The organism is Chryseobacterium sp. CFS15, from assembly GCF_031118795.1.
GTDB lineage: Bacteria > Bacteroidota > Bacteroidia > Flavobacteriales > Weeksellaceae > Chryseobacterium > Chryseobacterium indoltheticum.
The window spans coordinates 68,555-93,327 of sequence record NZ_JAVHYL010000008.1 but is presented as its reverse complement, the minus strand read 5'-3'; the positions used below and the strand labels follow the sequence as shown (position 1 = coordinate 93,327).

The window sequence follows — 24,773 nt, the reverse complement described above, 5'->3', positions numbered from 1 at the left end:
ATTTTTAAAAACATTTGCCTAGAATTTATTTCAGAAACTCAGCAGGTGTATTTACTTATTAATAAAGAAAAAACTCCGTTAAAATAAGCACAGCAAAATAACGCAGTAAAATAAAAAGTATAATAAGTAGAAATACCCAAATATAAAAATCCGTATAAATACGGATAATATCTTTTTTAAGCTGGAGAATAAATATTGTTCACAATGGCGTAAATCACAATTCCAACTGTATTTTTAGCGCCAATTTTTTCGATAGCTCTTTGCCGGTGACTTTCTACCGTTCGCGGACTGATAAAGAGTTTTTCTGCAATCTCGTGATTGGTAAACTCCTGGCAAATCAACTTCACGACATCTTTTTCTCTCTCAGAAAGATCATCATCCATACTAAAGAGTGACTTTTTTTTGGAAGTACTATTCATGTAAGAAAGAAGCATCTCATGATCTTCATTCGTAAAGAAAATGCCGTTTTCGAAGACTTTTGATATCGCTTCTATAAATAATTTTTTATCAGAATTTTTCGGCAGAAAAGCAGAAACCCCCAATTTGACCATATAGCCAAGAACCGATGTTTTGTAATGGGACGAAAGGATAATAATTTTAAGATCGGGATATTTGTCTTTTAGAATCTCCACCAGTTCGAAACCGTTCATTGGCTGCATCTGAACGTCAACTAAAGCAATATCCGGGAAATCTTCTGTGGGACACTTCTCAAGATTCTCAAGAAATAGGTTTCCGTTATTTGCCATCATCGTTACCGAAAAGTTTTTTTCTTTTGACAACAGCATTTTTACTCCTTCAAGAATCAACTGCTCATCATCAACCAAGGCAATTTTTATATGGTGGCTCATTATTTTTTCTGAATTTTAAATATTAATCGACTTCCTTTATTTATGATACTTTTCCATTTGAATTGGGCATCCATAGACTGTAGCCTTGATTCTATATTTTTGATTCCCATTCCTTTTTTCACCTTTTCATAATCAAATCCCTGTCCGTTATCAAAGATAACAATTCCTGTAAAATCTTTAAAATCTTTAATGAGAATATCAATTTTATCTGCACTTGAATGTTTGATCACGTTTGTTGTAAACTCCTGTATTATCCGGTAAATCTGAACTTCTATGAAAAGATCTTTCTGGGTATATTTTGGGGAAACAAAAAGTGAAATACTGATTCTTGCCGACAAATTGGTAATCAGCTCTTCGATATACAAAATCAAGCCTAATCTTTCTAAATTCACAGGATAAAGCGAGTGCGAAATATTTCTGGTACTGTCTATCAATTCTGAAATCTGATTAGCAATAACTTCAGAAGTAGAATCATCTTCGATATCAAGATTATTCAACCATAAAGAGAGAATGTTTAATCTGTTTCCTATATCATCATGCACTGAAATCGCAATTCTTTTACGCTCTTCTTCCTGCACTTTGGTATTTTCTAAAACCAGCTTTTTCTGATGCTGAATTTCTGCTAAATTCTGCACTTCTTTTTCTTTTATAATACGGTCTACAAAAGTTTTGTAAGCCATCAATATAAAAAACACGATAATTGCAAGTGTTACAATTATCAGAATAAGCAGATTGATATTTAAGGTTACTTCTTTAATTTTAAAAAGGTATATACGATTGAACAATAAAGAAAAGTTGACAAAACATTATTCACTCCCATTATTAAATAAACACTTTCTGTAGACAAATTAACGAATTGCGACAATACCACAAAAATAAGCACAGAAACCGAATAATAAAAAAAGATACTTGCATCAACCAAAATAAACCGATCTATATTTTTTCCTGATTTAATTTGCTGGATAAGAAATGTAGCAACAAGGCATATTATAGCCAGATTAGAAATAATTTTTGCCAAATCATAATTAAAACTAATTTTCAACCCATAAATAACAAATAAAAACCCGATCGATAAAAGCCCAGAGAGGATTAAAAAAAATTTATTTAAATTAAGCTTCCTAATAAAAAGTCCTGTTAAAAGCCAAAATTCTCCGGCAATAAAAAAATGATATAAAAACGAAGTGTCATCTGACTCTAATATGTACGGCAGCGTAAAACTGCAGAATTCAATTAAAAAAAGAAAAACAATATAATAGGTATATTGTTTTTCTTTTCTATTTAGAATGGTAAATTTCCAAAATATTAGAAAAATGAGGGCTACAAGTAGTCCGTAATTGATAAACAAAAATGTTTTGTAAAATTCTACCATTTTATCAATTATTCATCAATCCCAAAATCTGGTATTTTACAGATCGGAGGACATGGCTTTGCATAGTCATATGTATTTGAAATTGTTTCTACACTTCCGCCTAAGTTATTATGCACACCAATAAATATAAGTGCCGGAAGCTGCTTCTGATAGATCTCAGAATATTTTAACCCAAAAGAACACACAAAGCTGAATTGTTGATCGCCATGACAGATCTTATCCGCAGGAACATAAAATTTATTAAAGATACCTTTACCTCCGTTTTGTTTATATTCTGCATAAAACCAATCTTGCCCGTTATTTTGCCAAGATTCAATTGAGTCTACTGCTTTATCCTGCTCCATGATTGGTTTGTTAGCAATTGGATAATACATGTCAGAATCATTATCGATCTTACGCATATCTTTTGATAACACTACTTTTTTTACAACAGAATAGGTTTGAGTTTCTGTCAATGTAATATCTTCCTTTAAAGGTTCAAAAACAGAATAAGGAACTTCGCCAACAGCTATTCTATTCCCTTTTTCATCCAGTGCGCTGAGCATAATGCTTAAACGACCTTCAACAACACCTACTTCAGCACAAAATTCTTTGTTTGCATTTGTTTTTCTGAGCCAGTCTACCTGCTCAGTTGAGATATTAAATATATGATTTGCAGGAAAAAGCTCTTCAAGACTTCTCAAATTTGTCTTTGCATATACCCATCCCTCCATTGCTGTGGTATACTGTTCTCTGTTCAAGTTTTGCATAGATAAAAGTTTTTTTAGTTTAAGCGATAAAATTATTGAATCTGCCTAAGCTATCCAAACATTGCATGAATAAATAATAATTATTTAATAATTTCTCACCGTCACATGAAAACAGCTTTGTTGTTTTTCTTTAATATAATAAATACGGCCTGCATTGACATAGTATTTTAAAACTTTTTCTAAGGCAGCCTCCATTTTTGGGTTATTCCTTAAAACCCCATTAAATCTGACATATGAAATATCGAATGAATTACCGTAATTGTGTGAACTTATCCCCAAACTTGCATTAGAATTCACCCTTCTCAATCTACATTGATCTTCCAATGTTCTGGTAATCGATGAAACTGTAAAAGTATGGCCTTTTGTTTCTTTACTGAATCGGGCACCAATCTTTTCTAATGTAGATTTCCCTTTAGAAACCATCCATGCTCTGCTGTAATCTAGCTTCTGGACTTTATACCCTTTACCTGATTTTTTAATTGAATGAAATTTTCCGCTGTTGATGTATTTCTGAACCGTGCCTGTTGTTTTCAATAATTTCACATTAAAGCTTTTTGAAGCATCTAAATGTGGCTTATAAAGAGGGGTCGCCTCAACTTTTAACACTTCAGAAAGATCATAGCAAGGCAGCACTTTTTTGGATTGCTGACTGTGAAAAATTTGATTAAAAAATAAAGGGATTATAAATAGATACTTCCTCATTAAATATCATTTAAAATGTAAAACGGATAAATATTGACTTTCTTACGTTCAAAGATATTAATTTAATGCAACGACATACTATTTTACGATTAAAAAAAATACCTTAAAAAAAGTTAATTACTATAAATACCATCAAAAATAAATCCAATATTATGTAATAATAAATAATTAAAATAAAAAATCATTGAATTATTTATTTTTGTAAATTAGCTTACTAATCATAAAAATACAATAAGAGATGATTTCAAAAACCTCAAAATTCGTAGCTGAGATGTTCGGCACTATGGTCTTGGTCTTAATGGGTTGCGGAAGCGCTGTAATCGCAGGTGCAGACGGAACTACAGGAGTAGGACTTTTAGGAATTTCTTTCGCATTTGGTCTAAGTGTTGTGGCAATGGCTTATGCAATTGGCCACATTTCGGGATGCCATATCAATCCTGCAATTTCTATCGCAATGGTTGCAGCAGGAAGAATGAAAATGGGCGAAGCAGTTCGCTACGTTATTGCTCAGATTTTAGGAGCCATTATTGGAGCAGGTATTCTTTATCTTATTTTCACCAATCATCCCGGCGTAGAAATGAAACCGTGGGCTTTAGGATCCAACGGTTGGGGAACAGGCTACCTCGATCAGTACAATACGCTTGCGGCTTTTGTTGCAGAATTTGTTTTCACTTTCATCTTTTTGATGGTAATTTTAGGATCAACTTCCACAAAAAATATCAATGGCGGATTTGCAGGCTTAGCAATTGGATTTTCTTTGGTTTTAATTCATATTGTTGGAATTAAAATAACAGGAGTTTCTGTAAATCCGGCAAGAAGTATCGGCCCGGCAATATTTGCTGGTGGCGAAGCTCTTACTCAGCTATGGCTATTCATTGCAGCTCCCGTCTTAGGAGGGATTTTCGCAGCTTTTACGTATAATTTTATGATAGAAAAACCAGAATCAGCAAATTAATAAACTTCTATATAAAAATAAATTCCTGTCTTTTTGGCAGGAATTTTTATTTTGCTTTCTTGATCTCAAAAGGATTTTTAAAGATCAGCTCTTCATGTTTTCCTTTCACCTCCATTTTTTTATATAATAGGTTAAGTGCCATTTTTCTTATAAAAAGATCTTTATCAGTGAGATTCCAATAAGAATCTTGATGAACTTTCACAGGTTTTCGGATTAAATAAAATTCGGTTTCCCAAGAATCTACATTATGATAAAACTCAATAATTCCGCAATGTTCAGGAATCGCAGAATGCTCAATCATTCCCATTGGCAAAAGAAAGCTGAAAGAATTGCAGATATAATCGCCGCAACAAATCTTATCATGCTTTAGAAATTTCTCACCGGTCGAAGCATTAACATATGATTTTTTAAAATCATTTTTAAAATCACTTTTAGACAATTTAATTTCTATTTCGTGACTGAAACCTTCAGCATTAATCACTAAAATATCCGCTTCCCAATCTGCCTGAAAATGGTTGGTCAACACAATTTCTTTCTCAAAATCACATTGAGAATGAATATAAGCATGAACCAGTTCCTCTATTTTTAACATCAATTACTTTTAAGAAACAATTATTAAACTCTAAAATTCTCCCACACTAAAAACCCTCCAACCCAATCAGCTCACCAACAAACTACAACCCCGAATATCTGAATGATCAATTCTTCCTAAAACCTGAAATTTATCGCCTGCAATTTTCCCTAAATCCTGAGTGGCAATAAACGAACACGAGTGAATATTTGCCAAATCGATGATATTAATCGCTCCGGTTTTTCCATGTTTTTCATAACTAAACGGATCTTCTACATTTCTTATTAAAATGCGCATCCAGTTTGGACATTGATATTCGTTTTGTCCTAAAGAATATGCCTGCGAAAGAAGCTCGGTCATAGAATATTCAGAATAAATTTTGTCGGTTTTAAAGCCTTCCTGCAAAATTACCAATAATTCATCTTTGGTCATTTCTTCTTTTCTGCCTTTCATTCCACCGGTTTCAATCACAGTAAGCGTATTAGAAAACCGGAGTATTTGCAAGTTTGAATTACAGAAATCCAGAAAGTCTAAAAGCGCAAAAGAAACTCCGAAGAGAATGACTTTTTTATCTTTTAGATCATTTAAAAGTTTAAATAAATCTTCATGATTGTAAAGGAAATATCCATTTTCAGGTTTTCCCGATTTTTTCATTAAAAAATCAACCATGTAAATTAACGAAGAGTTCTGTTTCTCGAGATAACTTGGCAGCAATCCGAGAAAAATAAAATCTTCGGGTTTTCCGATGAATTGTTCAAAGCTTCTATAAATACTTTCCTTATATATATTTTCGTCGGCAATGAAATGTTTAGACAAATTCATCTGCGTTGTTCCTGAACTCTGAAAAAACAGATCAGTTGAAACGTTTTTATCTAAAATCTGATGATTTTTGAACATTTCGATAGGCAAAAAAGGAATCTTGTCTAAAGTTCTCACTTCTTCCGGATTGATTTTCAGATAATCAACAAACTTTCTGTACACTTCTATATTGTCATACTGACAACGAAATGTCCTGAGTGATGCAGCCAAAAAGTCATGCTCTGTCTTTATGTCGAATATATTTTCCAATGATATAAATATTTTAAAACCTCTTATTAGCTCAAAATGAAGCATTTATTATAACAAGCATAGCTTTTAATTATTTTTTAATATTAATATTAACGATTTGGTCGGGTTATTGCAATTGAAACCCCGGAATATGGATTAGTAATAAAGGTTTAAACCTTTATTTCGGAAATTACCTCATTTATGGGGTAATTTTTTTTATTCCTTTTTCTCAAAAGTTTTCAATTGAAAGTCGTATTCGAAAACTCCGTAGGTGAAATAGGAAATCCAGTCTCCCAGATTGATGTATTTTGAATTTTCAGCTAAATCTAAAACCATCGGCAAATGACGGTGACCATAAATAAAGTAGTCTATATTTTCTGTTTCGAGCTTCTTTTTAGAATAGATAATTAAAAACTCTTTATCCTCACCCAAAAAAGCTTTGTCTTCGTCTCCTGAGATCATTTTGTTTTTCTGCGACATATATAACGCAATCTTCATCGCAATATCTGGGTGCAGCCATTTGAAAAACCACTGCGCAACAGGATTTGTAAAGACTTTTTTCATTCTTTTATACCCTTTATCTCCAGGTCCCAAACCATCACCATGCGCCAGAAGAAACTGTTTCCCGGAAATTTCAAAATATTGTTTTTTATAAAAAACAGTGCAGCCAATTTCTTCTTCAAGATAATCTTTCATCCACAAATCATGGTTTCCTACAAAAAAATAAACCTGAATACCACGATCCTTCAACTCGGCAATTTTTCCGAGAACACGCACATAACCCTTTGGAATCACGTGATTCCATTCGTGCCAAAAATCAAAGAGATCACCCATCAAAAATAAAACCTGAGCATCTTCTTTGATCTCATTCATCCATCGGATAAATTTTTCTTCACGCACTTTGCTCTCCTTAGGATTGGGAGCTCCAAAATGCTGATCCGAAGCAAAGTATACTTTTTTTCCAGGCTCTAAATTGATGGTTGTTTTAAGCACCTTTTATATTTTAAATTCAGTAAAAAAATATTAATTATCTTCTGCAAACCATTCCCCGTAAGAGTTTTCGGTTTCGTGAAGTTTAAGATATGCTAAAGAAATTCCTTCAGGAAGTTTTGATTTTACTTTTGCAGCGATGGCGTACAACATATTTTCGCAGGTTGGCTGAAAAGTACAGTAGATCACTTTATGACCCTGGTTTTCTAAACCTTCACCCAATTCTCTATGCGGAGAAACTCCGTTAATTAAAACAGCATGATCCCAAACATCAACGATCTCAGACTTTACAATATCTTTAATATCGCCAAAATCTACCACCATTCCGTTTTTAGGATTTTCAAGATCATTTACAGGTTTTCCTTTCACAGTGACGAAAAGCTTATAAGAATGCCCGTGCATATTTTTACATTTTCCGTCATAATTGTACAAAACATGAGCAGTTTCGAATGTAAAAATTTTTGTAATACGTATCATGGCACAAAGATAAGGAAATTCAATATTTAAACGAATAACCTTTCCTTCGTCTTTATTTTTAATTAAACTAAAACACCATAGAAATAGCTACGATAAGCACAATCGGCACCACAATAAAAGCAATTGGTAAAATAAGATTGACGATTGCTTTTCCTATCGAAAATTTCTGTACCTCAGAAAGCCCGATCACCGTAAAAACAAGAGATGTAAGTGATAAAAGAATTTCCATGGCAAATGAGATCCAAAAAACGATACTTCCCGCAATACCGGATTCGAGATAATCTGAATTATTTTTAAAATAACCGAGACCATAAACCGCAATCTGAAAAAACACAAACACCAATCCGATGATTGAAGGAATCATTGCATAAGCCATCATCCGGTAAATTGAAGATGTATTTCCTGCGCCGTTTAGCCATTTGCCTGTCCAGCTTAATAGCGCGGCATAAATGTAGTAGGAAATCCATCCCAACATTCCTCCCAAAATCACACAACCAAAAACAATTGAAAACATAGAAGAATGGTCACCCAAATCTTTTGAAGAGGCACGATCAAAAGCTCTTACCATGCCTGCAAAAATCATCAGAATGTATAGATATTTTTCGTACTGAGTATCATTTATAAATTTGAAAATCCTTCTTGGCTCAGTCCAGATTTTTGTAAAAATATCTTTATCGGTAAGGACATCGTACTTTTCGAACTCTTCAAAATGATCTTCTGTATATTTTGTTTCCATGTAGTTTTATAGATGCACGAAAATAAACATATTTATCAAAAATCAAAGTAAACTCAGCCAATTCTCATCCAGCCTCTTAATTTTCTGCGTTTTTTTATCAATAAAAACCCAAAGCGTAAGAGAATCGACAACCAAAACATCATTGCAGTAAAACTCAACTTTTCTGGGCTGCCGGATTCCTTCCGGTGATTTGGGATAGGTTTTTATTGTAATTATATCTCCTAAATAAACCTGCTTTTTGTATTGAATATGATGATCGAGAAGCATCCAGATATCATCTGGGAAATCTAGTTTATGTTTTACAGAATCCCAATGTTCAGCGGCAATTTCTTCTACCCATTTTACATATTGCACATTATTGACGTGATTATTTAAATCGATATACTCTTCTGTAATTTTTATTTGCTTTTCAAAAATCAAACTCATCTTCTTCAAAAATTTACTCAAAAATAAGGCATAAAATATAAAAACCTCCTCAAAGAGAAGGTTTCAATTAACTAAATTTATTTAAAATGGAACTTATTAATATTTTTCTGTTGGAAAACGCAAAGGCGCAAGGAAATCTACAAAGCGTTTCTTTTAATGTGCAAAGATTTTATCTTGGATTTTCTTGCGCCATAAAACGTTATAATTCAATTAAGCTTTGCGCCTTTGCGTTTTTCCAACAAATTATCTCTAATTTTTTTAATGAAACTGTGCTGTTTCTGTAGAATCTTTCATCGCAACGGTGGCCGAAGAACCGCTTGTCACAATATTCTGAACCTCATCAAAATATCCCGTCCCCACAAAAGACTGATGTTTCACCGCTCTGAAACCTTTTTGCTGCAAAGCAAATTCCCGCTCCTGCAATTCAGAATAACCAGCCATTCCTTTTTCTTTATATGCTAAAGCCAATTCAAACATCGCCGTATTCAATGCATGGAAACCAGCCAGCGTAATAAACTGAAATTTATAGCCTAATTTCGCCAATTCTTCCCTGAAATTCAACATTTCTTCAACGCTCAGTCTTGCTGCCCAGTTGAAAGATGGCGAACAATTATAAGCCAGCATTTTTCCCGGAAATTTGGCATGAATTCCTTCAGCAAATTGTCTTGCCTGCTCAAGATCGGGATTTGAAGTTTCCATCCAGATTAAATCTGCGTAAGGAGCATATGATAAACCTCTGTCGATTCCCTGTTCTACTCCATTTTTCACCACATAAAAACCTTCGGAAGTTCTTTCGCCTGTTACAAATTTTTTATCTCTGTCATCAATATCTGAAGTCAGTAAATCCGCAGCATCAGCATCTGTTCTTGCAATAATTAAACTTGGAACATCCAAAACATCAGCCGCCAAACGAGCCGAAATCAATTTGTTGATCGCTTCCTGAGTCGGCACCAAAACTTTTCCGCCTAAATGACCACATTTTTTAGCAGAAGATAACTGATCTTCAAAATGTACGGCCGCAGCGCCGGCTTCAATCATTTGTTTCATTAATTCATAAGCATTTAGATTTCCGCCAAAACCAGCTTCTGCATCGGCAATGATTGGAACTAAATATTCTTTTTCTCCGCCTCCGTTTACCGATTGAATCTGGTCAGCTCTCAACAAAGCATTATTAATTTTTTTCACTACAGAAGGCACCGAATTCGCAGGATACAACGATTGATCGGGATACATTTCACCAGATAAATTCGCATCTGCCGCAACCTGCCATCCTGAAAGATAAATAGCTTCTAAACCTGCGTCAACTTCCTGTACCGCTTGATTTCCTGTTAATGCTCCCAATCCTGCAACGAAATCCTGAGAATTTAATTTGTCCCAAAATTTCTTTGACATTTCAGTCGCAATCGTATAATCTAATTTGTAAGAACCACGAAGCTTTAAAACATCTTCCGCTGTATAAGGTCTTTGTACACCGCTCCAACGTGGGTTTTCCAGCCAGTCTTTTTCTATTTCCTGTATTTGATCTTGTCTTGTTTTCATACTATTCATGATTCAATTATTTGTTGATGTTAATTACAGTTAGTTAGTTAGTTAGTTAGTTAGTAGCTCCTAAATCGCTTTAAACACTCAGACACTACAACCCTCAAACTCACTCACTCTCCCACTTAAATAAATGGATATGCTTTTAAGGTTAAAAATTCTTCAAAGTTTTCACAGAAAATCAGTTCGTTAAAAAGCTCTTTTGCCAGATTAAATTTTCCATTTTTGAAACGTTCTTCACCCACATATCTTTCAATTCGTTCCAATTCTTCAAATTCCCATTGAAGGATCATTTCTCTCGTCAATGTTCTGTCATCATTTAATATCGCTTCATTTTTCAGCCATTGCCAGATTTGGGTTCTCGAAATTTCTGCTGTTGCGGCATCTTCCATTAGGCTATAAATAGCTGCTGCTCCAGCTCCCATTAACCAGGATTCGATGTAAAGAATTCCGACATTGATGTTTTTACGAATTCCTTTTTCGGTAATTTCACCTTTTGGAATTTCCAGCAAATCTTTTTCAGTAATTTGATACTCAAACTTTTTATCGATTTGATTTTTTTCTGGCATAAATTGATCAAAAATATCTTTCGCTACTGAAACCAAAGCCGGATGCGCCACCCAAGTCCCGTCGTGACCGTTCTTTACTTCTCGTTCTTTATCATTTCTTACTTTTCCGAAAGCCTGGCTATTCGCCTCATAATCATTTTTAATAGGAATTTGTGCCGCCATTCCGCCAATTGCGTGAACATTTCTTTTGTGACATATTTCAATTACTCTTTTGGAATAAGCACTCATAAAAGGTGAAGTCATAGTTACCTGATCACGATCGGGAACGATAAACTCTGGAAGATTTCTGAATTTTTTAATGAATGAAAAAATATAATCCCAACGTCCGCAATTCAAACCAGAACTGTGTTCTTTTAACTCAAATAAAATTTCGTCGATCTGAAAAGAAGCCGTAATTGTTTCAACTAAAACTGTAGCTTTAATAGCCCCTTTCGGAATTTGAAAATAATTTTGAGCAAAAATAAAAACATCATTCCACCAACGGGCTTCTTTGTAATGTTCTAATTTTGGAAGATAAAAATAAGCTCCACTTCCGTTTTCCTGCAACCTTTTTATATTTCTGAAAAAGTAAATTCCAAAATCGATTAGCGAAGCAGAAGCTGGCTCACCATTAATTTCAACATGTTTTTCATTTAAATGCAAACCTCTCGGACGAACCAGCAAAACACCCGTTTTCTCATTCAAATGATAAGATTTTCCCTGTTCATTTTTAAAATCAATTCTTCGATTAATTGCATCCGAAAGATTGATTTGACCTTCCATACAATTCTTCCAGGTTGGCGAATTGCTGTCTTCAAAATCTGCCATAAACGTTGACGCGCCAGAATTGAGAGCATTGATAATCATTTTTCGGTCAACTGGTCCAGTAATTTCTACTCTTCTATCGAGCAAATCTTCCGGAAGCGGAGCACAAACCCAGTTTCCGTTTCTGATTTCTTTAGTTTCAGGTAAAAACTTCGGAAGAATTCCTTGATCAAATTCCTGTTGCGTCTTTTTTCTTGCTTCTAAAAGATCAATTCTCTTTTGATTAAAATTTTGATGGAGCTCTACCAAAAAATCGATTAGATCATTAGTGAAAATTTCTTCAAACTCCTGTTGAGACTTTATTTTTAACTGTGTTTTTGTTTTCATAACCTATTGATTTTCTGATTCAACATTACAAACCTAAATAAAAATTTTCACATATAGCGAACGTTCGCTAAATTTATTTTAAAAATTATTATGCTGAAAATCGCTTCTAAATATTATATTTGAATTATGAATTCTGATAGTAACTTTATCAAAACGGTTTTCGGACTGAAACTAAAACAGCAGAGACAAAAGAAAAATTGGTCTTTGCAGGATCTTGCTGTGAAGACCGGTTTATCAAAATCTTATCTCAATGAAATTGAAAACGGAAAAAAATACCCGAAACATGATAAGATTATTCAGCTTTCAGAATCTCTGAACTGTACTTTTGACGATTTGGTTTCGACAAAACTTGATAAAAGCTTAGCCCCTTTCAATGAAATTCTGCAATCTGATTTTTTTAAAGAAATTCCTTTGGATCTTTTCGGAATTAACAAAAATAATCTCATCAGCATCATTAGCGATGCTCCGAAAAAAGTAACTGCTTTTATTAATGCTCTTATCGAGATTTCACAGAATTATAATCTAGGAAAAGAGCGATTTTATTTTGCAGTTTTGCGTTCGTTTCAGGAATTGTATGATAATTATTTTCCTGAAATTGAGGATAAAGTTGTACAATTTGCCCAAGAAAATCTGTTGGAAATCAGCAAAAACTTACAACCTGATGTTTTAGAAAAAATTCTGACTGAAAAATTCAATTACGCTATTCAATCTGAAGATTTTGAACGATACGGAACGTTGGATCATCTACGTTCATTATTTATCCCTGAAAAAAAACTGTTGCTTTTAAACAAAAAATTAGAGCAAGATCAGAAAACTTTCATTTTTGCTAAAGAAATCGGATTCAATGTTTTAGAACTAAAGAATCGTCCAAACACTTATTCATGGCTGGATTTCGGAAGTTTTGAAGAGATACTGAATAATTTTCATGCCTCTTATTTTGCCGGAGCTTTATTGATTTCAAAAGAAAAAACAGTTGAGAAAACTTCCGAATTTTTTCTGCAAAACGATTGGAAACCCACTAATTTCGAAGATTTAATTAAAAATTTCACTCATTCGCCGGAAACATTTTATTATAGATTAACAAATATTCTTTCTTCGGAATTGGGAATTAAAGATTTGTTTTATTTATGTCTGGTTAAGAAGAAGAATTCAGATAAAATTCAAATCTTAAAGGAATTGCATCTTAATCATCAACAGGCTCCACATGCCAACGCCACCAACGAACATTACTGCAGGAGATGGATTGCGATTAAAAACCTGTATGATTTAACAGAGAATGAAACGTTAACGGATGCACAAATTTCTCATTACAAAGATCAAGGCTTAAGTTATCTGGTGATTTCCACGTCACAAAAAAACCCGTTTTCGGATGGAAGCAACAGAAGTTATTGTTTAGGAATTTTATTGAATTCGCAAACTATAAAAAAGATTAATTTCATTAAATCGGAAACTTTAAAAACCATCAATGTCGGCGTGACTTGTGAATCATGCAGTATTCCAGATTGCGAAGTCAGGCAGTCGCCGCCAATTCGTCTGGAAAAAGAATATTTTAATTCGAATATGAAAAATTCGATTGATAAGATTCGGAAGGATTTTTAGGTTGGGAGTTGGAAGCTGGATGAAGGAAGTTTAATGCATTGAGAATATTTTTATAATAAAATTTTGTAAAACTTTAACATTAAGACAATTAAGAATTTAAGAACTTTTATCGATTACTACTCGAGGAAACAAGTGTATATCTTTTTTAGAAATAAACAAAGTTTATTTTAATTAAGAGCATTTAAGTAATTGTCATAATAAAAGCTTTCAACTTCAAGCATCTATCTTCCAGCTATTTTCACTATCTTAGTTACAATAAACACACAAATGATTTTAGATATTTTCTTTCCGAATCGTTGCATTCATTGCAACCAGATTATTGACGGTGATTTACTTGTCTGCAATCTGTGCTTTGAACAAATTCATTTTACGCATTTCAATTTTTTTGAGGAAAATTATATTAAAGAGAAATGTAAACTTCTTTTTCCTATCGAAAATGCTTTTGCATTAATGAAGTTTGAAAAGGAAAATCTAAGCAGAAAAATCATTCACGAACTGAAATATAAAAGCCGTGAAAAAGCCGGAAAGATTTTAGCAGAATGGACAGCGGAGCGTTTAGATTTCAAAAAAGAAAAACCGGATTTATTAGTTTCTGTTCCGTTGCATCCGAAGAAGCTGAAGGAAAGAGGTTATAATCAACTGCATTTGTTTACGGAAACATTATCGAGGTTTTATGGGATTCCTTTTAGTCATAATTTAATTAAAAGAAATCATTACTCAAAAGCTCAGGCATTGAAAGACAAGCAACATCGTCTGGAAACTCAGAATATTTTTTCAATTACCGAAAACATTACAGATAAACATATTTTATTAATAGATGATGTTTTCACAACAGGAAATACACTGGCTTCAATTGCCTGGGAAATTTTGAAAGCAGGAAACAACAAAGTAAGTGTTTTGGTAATGGCAATGGACGAATAATACTTGTAATATAAACGAAAAATTGGTCATATTTAAAAAATACAACCAATAATTTATTTTAAAATTATCTCTGAAGTTTTTCTCCGTAACTTAAATCTCCGGCATCACCCAAACCTGGTGTAATATATCCTTTTGACGTCAAATTCTCATCAATAGCTCCCACCCAAATTTTCGCATCGGGATACGCTTTTTGGATCGTATCGACTCCTTGTCTTGAAGCAATTGCTGCTACAATATGAAGTTGAGTAGGCGTTCCGTTTGTTAATAGATCTTTGATCGCTTCAATTAAAGAAGCTCCTGTTGCCAACATAGGATCTGCAACAATCAAGGGTCTTCCGTCAATATTCGGGCAGGTAAGATAATCCTGTTTTATTGAGAAATAATCGTTGGCGTCGTGCTTTCTATATGCAGCCACAAAACCACAATCTGCTTTATCCAAATAATTTAAAATACCTTCAAATAAAGGAACTCCGGCTCTTAAAATAGTGGTAATTACCGGTTGAACAGCAATTTCTTTAACCTTAATTGTATCTAAAGGAGTCTGAATCTCAATTTCTTCATACTCTAAACTTTTGCTGATTTCGAACGCTGCAATTTCTCCGATTCTTCCCATATTTCTACGGAATCTCATTCGGTCATGCTGAATTTCTACATTTCGAAGTTCATTAATCCATGAATTTATTAAAGAAAATTGTTGTGAAAGTATTACTGTCATTATTTTGAATAAGCTTATTGCAAAATTATGAAATAAAAATAAATCCCTCTTAGAAAATCTAAAAGGGATTTGGTAAAATTATTTTTGTCTGAAATATACTTCGATCGGAACTCCGGTAAACCCGAATTGTTTTCTCAATTGATTTTCAGTAAATCTCTTGTAAGGTTCTTTCACGTATTGCGGTAGATTACAGAAAAATACAAACTGCGGTGACGGCGTTGGAAGCTGTACGCAATATTTGATTTTAATGTATTTACCTTTATTTGCAGGTGGTGGAGTCTGCTCGAAAATCGGAAGCATAATTTCGTTTAATTTAGAAGTTTTAATTTTCTTCTTACGATCTTCATAAACGACCATTGCCATTTCAACTGCTTTCAAAATTCTCTGCTTCGTTAAAGCCGAAACAAACAAAATTGGAATATCGCTGAATTGTCCGATTTTATCTCTGATAGATTTTTCGAAATCTCTGATTGTATTGGTTTGCTTATCTTCAACCAAATCCCATTTGTTGACAACGATTACGATACCTTTTCTGTTTTTCTGAGCAAGACCAAAGATATTCATATCCTGAGATTCCCATCCTAAAGTAGCATCAACCATAATGATTACTACATCAGAATACTCAATAGAACGAATTGATCTCATTACAGAATAGAATTCTAAATCTTCATTTACTTTAGATTTACGACGCATTCCGGCAGTATCTACCAACACAAACTCGTGTCCGAATTTATTGTATAACGTCTGGATACTGTCTCTTGTAGTTCCTGCAACATCAGTTACAATATTTCTATCTGCATCAAGCAATGCATTGGTCATAGTAGATTTCCCTACGTTTGGACGGCCTGCAATGGTAATTTTTGGCAATCCTTCGAAAGGATCTGTATAGTCTTTAGATGGAAAATCTCTTACAATATCATCTAAAATCTCTCCGGTTCCTGAACCTGTTGCAGAAGATAAAGTATAATATTTGTCGATTCCTAACTGATAAAATTCAGTTGCATCCACTTCTTCTTTAGCAGAGTCTACTTTATTGATTACAATATAAGTAGGTTTGTTTGATCTTCTCAGCATTTCGTGGATCTCATGATCTGTATCGGTAAGACCTTCTTCTACATTCAGCATAAAAATGATTGATGTAGCTTCGTCAATAGCCAACTGTACCTGCTTAGAAATTTCTTCCTGAAAAACGTCATCGTTATTAACATCGTAACCTCCGGTATCAATTACGGTAAATTCTACACCATTCCAGTCAGATTTTCCGTAATGACGGTCTCTGGTTACCCCTGCAGTAGAGTCTACAATAGCCTCTCTTCTTTCTAATAAACGATTAAATAACGTGGATTTTCCTACGTTGGGACGCCCAACAATAGCAACAATATTTGACATAAAAAATGTTTAATAATCCTTCGACAAAGCGATAGGACAAGATTATCAATGAGTTACTCCAACTTTTGGAGCTCAATTTTTTGCAAAGGTAAGCTTTTATTATTTAAGCAGTAAAAATCTCTTTGATTATGAATATGATATTTTGAAATAGTGGTTTTTTATCATTCTAATTTTTAATGAGTTTATACTCAATCGCTATAATAATTAAAGCAAAAAAAAGACAGCCAAACGACTGTCTTCATAAAATATGATTTATAAATTATTTTAAATCAAATCGATCTAAGTTCATTACTTTAGTCCAAGCTGCGACAAAATCTTTTACAAATTTTTCCTGAGCATCTGAACTAGCATATACTTCAGCAATCGCTCTCAATTCAGAATTTGACCCGAAAACTAAATCTACACGGCTGGCCGTCCATTTTGGTTGCCCAGTTGATCGGTCAGTTCCCATATACAATTCGCTATCTTCTGAAATGCTTTTCCATTGCGTGCCCATATCCAAAAGATTTACAAAGAAATCGTTGGTCAAAATTCCAGGACGCTGAGTGAATATTCCATTTTTAGAACCATCAAAATTGGTATCTAAAGCACGCATTCCACCAATCAATACCGTTAATTCCGGTGCAGTAAGCGTTAATAATTGTGCTTTATCAATTAATAAGGATTCTGTAGAAACAGAGAATTTTTTCTTTAAATAATTTCTAAATCCATCAGCTGCAGGCTCCAAATATCCCATTGATTCTACATCAGTCTGCTTTTGTGAAGCATCCATGCGACCCGGAGCAAAAGGAACCGTAATATTTTGTCCGGCATCTCTTGCTGCTTTTTCAACGGCTGTATTTCCTGCCAAAACAATTAAGTCAGCTAATGAAATCTTTTTGTTTCCGCCCTGAGCATCATTAAACTCTTTTTGAAGATTTTCTAATACTCCTAAAACTTTTTGCAACTGAACAGGATTATTTACTGCCCAATCTTTTTGCGGAGCCAAACGAATTCTTGCACCATTTGCACCACCGCGTTTATCACTTCCTCTGAAAGTTGACGCAGAAGCCCAAGCCGTAGAAACCAATTCAGAAATATTTAACCCAGAATCTAATATTTTACTTTTCAGCAATTCAACATCAGCATGATCAATTAATTCATGATTTATTTCAGGAATTGAATCTTGCCAGATTAATTCTTCCGCCGGAACTTCAGGACCTAAATAACGAACTTTCGGTCCCATATCTCGGTGAGTCAATTTAAACCAGGCACGAGAAAAGGCATCTGCAAAAGCATCGGGATTTTCAAAAAAGTTTCTTGATATTTTTTCATAGACAGGATCAAATCTTAACGAAAGATCTGTGGTAAGCATCGTTGCTCTGTGTTTTTTATCAGGATCAAATGCATCAGGAATAATGTTGGCTCCGTCTTTCGCTACCCATTGGTGAGCTCCGGCCGGACTTTTAGTTAATTCCCATTCGTTTTCAAATAGATTCTTGAAGAAAAGATTGCTCCATTCGGTTGGTTTTTCAGTCCATGTCACTTCCAATCCGCTTGAGATTGCATCTTGCCCTTTTCCAGATTTATAAGAACTATTCCATCCAAATCCTTGTGCTTCAATTCCGGCTGCTTCAGGTTCTTTGCCTACATGATCTGCAGGACCTGCACCGTGGGTTTTGCCGAATGTATGTCCGCCTGCGATTAGCGCAACTGTTTCTTCATCATTCATTGCCATTCTTCCGAAGGTATCACGAATATCTTTTGCTGCTAAAATCGGGTCAGGATTTCCGTCCGGTCCTTCAGGATTTACATAGATAAGCCCCATTTGTACCGCCGCCAAAGGTTTTTCAAGATTTCTTGAATGAACATCTCCATCGGCATCATCATCGGTTGGAAGAACACCGCGACCTTCCACAACGCCGTCTGAACCATGCGCATAACGCATATCGCCACCCAGCCAGGTTTTTTCAGTTCCCCAATAGACATCCTGATCCGGTTCCCAAACATCCTCACGGCCTCCTGCAAATCCAAAAGTTTTGAAACCCATTGATTCAAGCGCAACATTTCCTGTAAGAATTAAAAGATCAGCCCAAGATATTTTTTTACCATATTTTTGTTTGATCGGCCAAAGTAATCTTCTTGCTTTATCTAAACTTACGTTATCCGGCCAGCTGTTTAAAGGTGCAAAACGCTGTTGCCCCGCTCCTGCTCCACCTCTACCGTCACCTACACGATACGTTCCTGCGCTGTGCCAAGCCATACGGATAAATAAAGGGCCGTAATGACCGAAATCTGCCGGCCACCAATCTTGTGAATCTGTCATTAATGCATGAAGATCTTTTTTCACACTTTCAAGATCGAGACTTTGAAATGCTTCAGTATAATCAAAATCGTTTTCCATAGGATTTGATAAAGAAGAATGCTGTCTCAGGATATCAACTCTCAATTGATTGGGCCACCAATCTTTATTGCTGGTTCCGTGTCCTGCAACATTTTCTTTTTTCATCGTTCCGTTATGAAACGGGCACTTACTGATATCGTTTAAATCATTTTCCATTATAGTTTTAATTTTTATGTTGGTTTATAACTCTATTTTAATTTGTTTAACTCTGCAAACTTACAATGCTTAATCAATAAACACAATCTATCAATAATATTTTTACAATAGTTAAAAACTATAACAAATTCTTAACTGTTAATTCTTAGTTGCCTAGTTTACAAAAAAACAATAATTCAATTAAGTTAATAAAATTTGGCATTACTTTAGATAAAAACCAATAATAAGTACTCATATTTAGAATAATTCAACTTAAAGTATTCATTTAATATTTCTTCTATTTTTCTTTCTTAAAAATTTAATATCTTTATTAGTTTAGAAATCCAAATCCCAGAGTATGAAAAAAGTAATTGTTGTTATTCTTGTTGCGTTTATAATCATTCAGTTTTTTCCGATTGATAAAACCAACAAACCGTTAAATCCGGGAATGGATTTTTTAAAAATTAAAACCAATACTTCTCCGGAAATAGCGCAAATGATCACCAATTCATGTTACGACTGTCATTCTGATGAAACGAAATATCCTTGGTACACGAGTATTGCTCCGGCTTCGTGGTGGATAAAAAATCACATTGATGAAGGAAGAAAGCATCTTAATTTTTCTACATTTGCCACTTACGAACCGAAAAGGCAAATTCATAAAATGGAAGAGTGTGTAGAAATGCTTGAGAAACATGAAATGCCTTTAGAGTCTTATTTTCTGGGACATCAGGATGCAAAGCTCACCGATGCTCAAAGAAAAGAACTGATCACTTATTTCAAAAGAGAAATTCAGGAAACAAAATTTAAAACCCAATAAGAATTATGTCTGAAATCTGGGAACAAAAACATATTGTATTTTTTGACGGCGAATGTGGTGTATGCAATTTTTGGGTACAATGGATTCTTGAAAGAGATAAAAAAGATCAGTTTATGTTTTCTTCTCTGCAATCAGACTTCGGGCAGAAATTTTTATCGGAGAGAGGTTTAGAAACAAAACAATTCAACACCTTGTACCTTTGGAAACCTCATCGCTATTATCTTGTAAAATCTAAAGCTGTTTTAAAAATCGCCAATCTTCTCGGTGGAATTTATAATATATCAGTGATCGGGAAATTAATTCCGGCCTTTATAAGTGACAAGGTTTATGATAAAATTTCTGAAAACAGAATGAAGCTTTCGGCTCAAAATTGCTTTCTACCCGATCAACATCAGAAAAAGAAATTTATCGAAGTCTGATTTGGTTCAGAATTTGGTATCTGATTATTATATAAATACTTTGAATATTTCCATTAAATTTTTATAAACATTTAAGTTTTTCGGAACATTATTTTTATTAATCCATATATTTGCAGACTATGGAATACAATACCCAAAAAACTCATCTCAATATGCCGGAATATGGCAGAATAATACAACAGTTGGTTGAGCGTTGCAAAGAAGTTTCAGACAAAGACGAAAGAAACGAAATGGCAATGGCAATCATTGATTTTATGGGTCAGAGAAACCCACAGCTCCGCGACGAAGAAAATTACAAACATAAACTTTGGGATCACCTTTACATTCTTGCCAATCATGACCTGGATGTAGATTCCCCATACCCTTTCCCTACAAAAGAAGAACTTGAAGAAAAGCCCAAAAGAATGGAATATCCTAAACTTCAGGGTGATTTCAAATTTTACGGAAAAAGTATTCTTCAGCTGATAGAAAAAGCAATCGAACTTGACGCAGGCGACGAGAAAGAAGCCTTAATCGAGGTGATTGCCAACAACATGAAAAAGTCTTACAATGTTTATAATAAAGAACATGTAACAGATGATGTGATTTTCCGTCATCTGAAAGAACTTTCTGAAAACAGATTAGACCTTACCAGTATAGAAAGCTTAGAAAAAAGCAAAATCTACTACGCTACCAATGCCAACAGGAATAATAACAATAAAAACACAAACAACAAAAACCAACCCGCTAAAAGAAGATTTAACAATAACAACAATAATCATAAGAACAGAAGGTAATGAGTGGAACATTTCAAATAAGAGGAGGAAAAAGACTGCAAGGTGAAATCACTCCACAGGGAGCGAAAAATGAAGCTCTTCAAATTTTGTGTGCAGTTTTGTTAACTGATGAAGAGGTAAGAATTAAAAATATTCCAGACATTCATGATGTCAACAGACTAATCGAGATCTTGGGAGACTTCGGGGTAAAAGTGACCAAAAACGCTCATGGAGATTACACTTTCAAGGCAGATAATGTCAATTTTGATTATATAAAATCTAACGAATTTAAAAAAGACGGTGCCAAACTGAGAGGATCAATCATGTTGATGGGACCGATGCTGGCTCGTTACGGGGAAGCTTACATGCCAACTCCCGGAGGTGACAAAATAGGAAGAAGAAGATTAGACACTCACTTTCAGGGTTTAGTAGAACTTGGTGCAGAATTTAATTATGATGAGGAAGAATATTTCTATTCATTAAAAGCGAAAGAGCTTAACGGAAAATTTATCCTTTTGGAAGAAGCTTCCGTTACAGGAACTGCAAACATTGTGATGGCTGCAGCCTTAGCGAAAGGAAAAACCAGAATCTACAACGCAGCTTGCGAACCATATTTACAGCAACTTTGTAAAATGCTGAACAGAATGGGTGCAAATATTTCAGGAATCGGTTCAAATTTACTGACGATTGAAGGAGTAACTCATTTGAACGGAACTGAGCACACCATGCTTCCGGATATGGTAGAAATTGGTTCTTGGATCGGTCTTGCTGCGATGACAAAATCTGAAATCACCATCAAAAATGTAAACTGGAATCAGTTAGGAGTTATTCCAAACACATTCAGAAAGCTGGGAATTCAGTTAGAGCAAAGCGGTGATGATATTTATATTCCGTCTCAGGAGCACTATAAAATCCAGAAATTTATCGACGGATCTATTCTTACTGTTTCAGATGCGCCTTGGCCAGGATTTACGCCAGATTTACTTTCTATTATTTTAGTCGTGGCAACACAGGCTAAAGGAAGTCTTTTGGTACATCAAAAAATGTTTGAATCGAGATTATTTTTCGTTGATAAATTAATCGATATGGGCGCTCAGATTATTTTGTGTGATCCGCACAGAGCAACAGTTATCGGCTTAAATCAGGAATCTCCGCTTCGTGGAACAACCATGGTTTCTCCGGACATCAGAGCAGGAAATGCACTTTTAATTGCAGCACTTTCAGCAGAAGGAAAATCAATTATTCATAATATCGAACAAATCGACCGTGGGTATGAAAATATCGATGGAAGATTGAAAGCGATTGGAGCAGATATTGAGAGAATTTGATTTAGTTATTGGTTATTAGTTATTAGTTATTAGTTATTAGTTATTAGTTATTAGCAAAATTAATTTTTACTATTCAATTTAAAATATAAAAGCGTTCAGAATTAATTTTCTGAACGCTTTTTTTAATTAAACTTTAAACACATGTAAGTTTTAGACGGATTTAAATTCAATAATTTTTTTTTAAGCTGTTGAGCGAAGATTGTTTTACCAACCGCCGCCTCCGCCGCCTCCACCTCCGCCACCGGAAGAGCCACCACCGGAAGATCCGCTTGATCCGGAACCACCAGAATAGGACGAGCTCGATGAAGAACCTGATGATGACGAAGACGAAGAACTACTCACCGGAGCTACCGTGGTTTCACTAAGCGTACTTGTAAAAGCACCCGCAAATCCATATCCGAAATGAGACTGAACATTTTCATACGGTTCAGCAGAATCCATAGTTTCCTGCAGTTTATCTCTAAATCTTTTGCCCCAAATTCCTTCGACTCCAAAAACAATGGCGTACGGAAGAAATTTCTCATATACATCTGAAGTCATTTCCGGAGGATTATGAAATTTCAGTTGGTTTTCTTCAGCAGCGCTTAAGTACATTTTAAAACCATCAATCTCAGATTCCATTTTTACTTTTTCTTCACTTGGTTTATTGACCAAATAACGAAATATTAAAATGGAAATAATCCCAAAAATTAAAAACTTGAAACAGTTCGATTCAAAGGTTGTAATATCATCAGAACCTGCGAATGCCATGAAAAACATAGGAATAATAAATGTCAGCGAGAAAAACAATACTACCAGAAAAATCAGTTTGTTTCCTTCCTGCCATGTCGCTACCAATATTACAGCAAACAGACTCGCAAAAATACTGATAACAGAAGCTATCATTAAAGTTTGAAAACTCCACGTTATGAAGGAACTGATAATTAATGCCAGGAAAAAAGTAACAAGAATAATCTTCAAAGCTTTGTAAACAATTTTTTTATTGGATACTTTATCTACAAAAATTTTATTTTCATCAATAATAAATTCTTTGAAATTATCTACTGCCTTTTTGATTTTAGAATTGTACGTTCCGCTTACCGAAATTGTCTTTTCTTTTCCAAATAATTTTTTCAGAAGCAGCTTTTGATCACTCTGCAAATTATCATTTTCCGATTCCAGCTTTTTTAAAGTAAACATTTTTGAGAGAAAAGTTTCTTTAATATCTTTCACCTCATCAATATCTACAAAACCTTTTACAGAAAGATCGACAAGATTTGCGGTCACCAAACTGGCATCAAATTTACCTTTATCGATATAACCTAAAGATGCAGGAGACAGATTATTGGGTGCATTAAACTGTGGAATAACGACAGGTTTTTCCGGATCTTTTCCATATTTTCTCCAGTTTTTATAGTAGAAAAACAATAGATAAAAACCAACGATAACCAATGAAAGGCTCGTCCAGTTTCTTTTAATCCATTTAGAAAAAACAGAAGGTTCTTTTAAAACACCGGCTTTAAAGCCTACCGCTAATGTCAGATTTTGATGCTCATTTAAATGGTTTGCTTTAAAAATAATTTGCGTGGAAGAGATCAAATCAATGGTACAGTTTTGTTCTGTGCTCCCTTCATTACCTGTATAACAGGAATTTTGGAGAATATCTGCATTTTTCGGTAAATGAACCGTTGCCTGAATATCTTCCACAGGAAAAGACCAATCTGTTCCATTGACGTTCCAGTAAAACTCATCATATCCTTTGAAATTCCCAATTTGATCCTGCGTTTGGTAAACAATTTTGTAGGTATAAAAACCTGAGGCAAGTTGATAGTCTTTATTGCCGATATAAACAGTAAAAATGCCATTTTCTTTTTTAGTATTGTACGGTTCTTTTACACCATTTTTTTCAATAGCAATGATTTTATAGTAAACAGTTTCTTTTCTGCCATTAATTTTTCTTACCGTTGGTAAAGCACGGAAAATCCCTCTTTTAATTTCATTGCCATTCGCAAAAACTTTGATGATTTCTGTTACAGTAACGTCTGCATTTTCAGCAATATGAATATCAGAATGAAAAGAAACAATTCTTTCCCTCTGGATATTATTTTGATTAAAACCTAAAGAATCTTCCTCAACGACAGGTAATGCAACCACCTCATTCTGTGCAAAAACAAGCATACAGAAGAATACAGCAAAGACTTGTATAAAATTTTTCATATCT

Annotated in this window: 23 protein-coding genes; 7 read left to right on the top strand and 16 right to left on the bottom strand. The window is 34.2% G+C overall.

The window, feature by feature from the left end; translation table 11 throughout:
- Positions 1-176: 176 nt before the first annotated feature.
- From OH814_RS13660 to OH814_RS13645, 4 genes are all read right to left on the bottom strand, one after another.
- Positions 177-848 carry a response regulator gene (locus tag OH814_RS13660; protein ID WP_123886963.1) on the bottom strand — a complete coding sequence of 224 codons (672 nt, stop codon included), beginning with the start codon at positions 846-848 and terminating at the stop codon, positions 177-179.
- Entirely contained in the window at positions 848-1,528 is a 681-nt protein-coding gene (locus tag OH814_RS13655; protein WP_308828530.1) for an ATP-binding protein, read from the bottom strand. Before OH814_RS13655 ends, OH814_RS13660 begins: the two co-directional genes overlap by 1 nt.
- 697 nt (positions 1,529-2,225) lie before the next feature.
- On the bottom strand, positions 2,226-2,966 hold the full coding sequence (locus OH814_RS13650; protein ID WP_308828529.1) for a hypothetical protein: 741 nt from the start codon (positions 2,964-2,966) through the stop codon (positions 2,226-2,228).
- Between the two features lie 84 nt (positions 2,967-3,050).
- Positions 3,051-3,668, bottom strand: a complete 618-nt coding sequence (locus tag OH814_RS13645; RefSeq protein WP_308828528.1) for a DUF5715 family protein — start codon at positions 3,666-3,668, stop codon at positions 3,051-3,053.
- A gap of 238 nt (positions 3,669-3,906) precedes the next feature.
- Between OH814_RS13645 and aqpZ the strand changes: the two genes are divergently transcribed.
- Complete coding sequence (gene aqpZ / locus OH814_RS13640; protein ID WP_308828527.1) at positions 3,907-4,623, top strand: aquaporin Z; 717 nt, start codon at positions 3,907-3,909, stop codon at positions 4,621-4,623.
- 46 nt (positions 4,624-4,669) lie between these two features.
- Here aqpZ and OH814_RS13635 read toward each other — a convergent pair whose 3' ends face one another.
- The 8 genes from OH814_RS13635 to aceB form a co-directional block, all read right to left on the bottom strand.
- Positions 4,670-5,215 carry a hypothetical protein gene (locus tag OH814_RS13635; RefSeq protein ID WP_308828526.1) on the bottom strand — a complete coding sequence of 182 codons (546 nt, stop codon included), beginning with the start codon at positions 5,213-5,215 and terminating at the stop codon, positions 4,670-4,672.
- A 66-nt stretch (positions 5,216-5,281) separates the two neighbouring features.
- Complete coding sequence (locus tag OH814_RS13630) at positions 5,282-6,262, bottom strand: acyl transferase (protein WP_308828525.1); 981 nt, start codon at positions 6,260-6,262, stop codon at positions 5,282-5,284.
- A gap of 195 nt (positions 6,263-6,457) precedes the next feature.
- Positions 6,458-7,234 carry a UDP-2,3-diacylglucosamine diphosphatase gene (locus tag OH814_RS13625; RefSeq protein ID WP_308828524.1) on the bottom strand — a complete coding sequence of 259 codons (777 nt, stop codon included), beginning with the start codon at positions 7,232-7,234 and terminating at the stop codon, positions 6,458-6,460.
- 30 nt (positions 7,235-7,264) lie between these two features.
- Positions 7,265-7,708, bottom strand: coding sequence for a 6-carboxytetrahydropterin synthase (locus OH814_RS13620; RefSeq protein ID WP_066675476.1), 444 nt, complete (start codon positions 7,706-7,708; stop codon positions 7,265-7,267).
- A gap of 67 nt (positions 7,709-7,775) precedes the next feature.
- Positions 7,776-8,444, bottom strand: a complete 669-nt coding sequence (locus OH814_RS13615; protein WP_308828523.1) for a Yip1 family protein — start codon at positions 8,442-8,444, stop codon at positions 7,776-7,778.
- A 42-nt stretch (positions 8,445-8,486) separates the two neighbouring features.
- The gene (locus tag OH814_RS13610; RefSeq protein WP_308828522.1) at positions 8,487-8,870 is read right to left on the bottom strand and encodes an acyl-CoA thioesterase; all 384 of its coding nucleotides are present in this window, start codon (positions 8,868-8,870) and stop codon (positions 8,487-8,489) included.
- A gap of 258 nt (positions 8,871-9,128) precedes the next feature.
- On the bottom strand, positions 9,129-10,409 hold the full coding sequence (gene aceA / locus OH814_RS13605) for an isocitrate lyase (RefSeq protein ID WP_308828521.1): 1,281 nt from the start codon (positions 10,407-10,409) through the stop codon (positions 9,129-9,131).
- Between the two features lie 125 nt (positions 10,410-10,534).
- Positions 10,535-12,109: a malate synthase A gene (aceB, locus tag OH814_RS13600; RefSeq protein ID WP_308828520.1), complete on the bottom strand. Its 1,575-nt coding sequence runs from the start codon at positions 12,107-12,109 to the stop codon at positions 10,535-10,537.
- Positions 12,110-12,235: 126 nt separating this feature from the next.
- On the opposite strand from aceB, the gene OH814_RS13595 reads away from it, so the two are divergent.
- Entirely contained in the window at positions 12,236-13,708 is a 1,473-nt protein-coding gene (locus tag OH814_RS13595) for a helix-turn-helix transcriptional regulator (RefSeq protein WP_308828519.1), read from the top strand.
- Between the two features lie 267 nt (positions 13,709-13,975).
- On the top strand, positions 13,976-14,629 hold the full coding sequence (locus OH814_RS13590) for a ComF family protein (protein WP_308828518.1): 654 nt from the start codon (positions 13,976-13,978) through the stop codon (positions 14,627-14,629).
- 64 nt (positions 14,630-14,693) lie between these two features.
- Here the strand turns inward: OH814_RS13590 and upp are convergent, their stop codons facing one another.
- The 3 genes from upp to katG all read right to left on the bottom strand — a co-directional run bounded on the left by upp (position 14,694) and on the right by katG (position 19,272).
- Positions 14,694-15,344, bottom strand: a complete 651-nt coding sequence (gene upp / locus OH814_RS13585) for a uracil phosphoribosyltransferase (RefSeq protein ID WP_308828517.1) — start codon at positions 15,342-15,344, stop codon at positions 14,694-14,696.
- A 78-nt stretch (positions 15,345-15,422) separates the two neighbouring features.
- A complete protein-coding gene (gene der / locus OH814_RS13580) occupies positions 15,423-16,733 on the bottom strand; it encodes a ribosome biogenesis GTPase Der (RefSeq protein WP_279195831.1) in 1,311 nt (436 codons plus the stop codon).
- A gap of 259 nt (positions 16,734-16,992) precedes the next feature.
- Positions 16,993-19,272: a catalase/peroxidase HPI gene (gene katG, locus OH814_RS13575; RefSeq protein ID WP_308828516.1), complete on the bottom strand. Its 2,280-nt coding sequence runs from the start codon at positions 19,270-19,272 to the stop codon at positions 16,993-16,995.
- A gap of 337 nt (positions 19,273-19,609) precedes the next feature.
- Between katG and OH814_RS13570 the strand changes: the two genes are divergently transcribed.
- The 4 genes from OH814_RS13570 (at position 19,610) to murA (ending at position 22,573) form a co-directional block, all read left to right on the top strand.
- Positions 19,610-20,071 (top strand): heme-binding domain-containing protein, encoded by a 462-nt coding sequence (locus tag OH814_RS13570; RefSeq protein ID WP_076561014.1) that lies wholly within the window; start codon positions 19,610-19,612, stop codon positions 20,069-20,071.
- 5 nt (positions 20,072-20,076) lie between these two features.
- Positions 20,077-20,490, top strand: a complete 414-nt coding sequence (locus OH814_RS13565) for a DUF393 domain-containing protein (RefSeq protein ID WP_308828515.1) — start codon at positions 20,077-20,079, stop codon at positions 20,488-20,490.
- A gap of 119 nt (positions 20,491-20,609) precedes the next feature.
- A complete protein-coding gene (locus OH814_RS13560; protein ID WP_308828514.1) occupies positions 20,610-21,266 on the top strand; it encodes a DUF4290 domain-containing protein in 657 nt (218 codons plus the stop codon).
- Entirely contained in the window at positions 21,266-22,573 is a 1,308-nt protein-coding gene (murA, locus tag OH814_RS13555; RefSeq protein ID WP_076561011.1) for a UDP-N-acetylglucosamine 1-carboxyvinyltransferase, read from the top strand. The genes OH814_RS13560 and murA overlap by 1 nt, the downstream gene beginning before the upstream one ends.
- A gap of 204 nt (positions 22,574-22,777) precedes the next feature.
- On the opposite strand, the gene OH814_RS13550 is transcribed toward murA, so the two are convergent.
- A complete protein-coding gene (locus OH814_RS13550; RefSeq protein WP_308828513.1) occupies positions 22,778-24,769 on the bottom strand; it encodes a DUF2207 domain-containing protein in 1,992 nt (663 codons plus the stop codon).
- Positions 24,770-24,773: the final 4 nt, after the last annotated feature.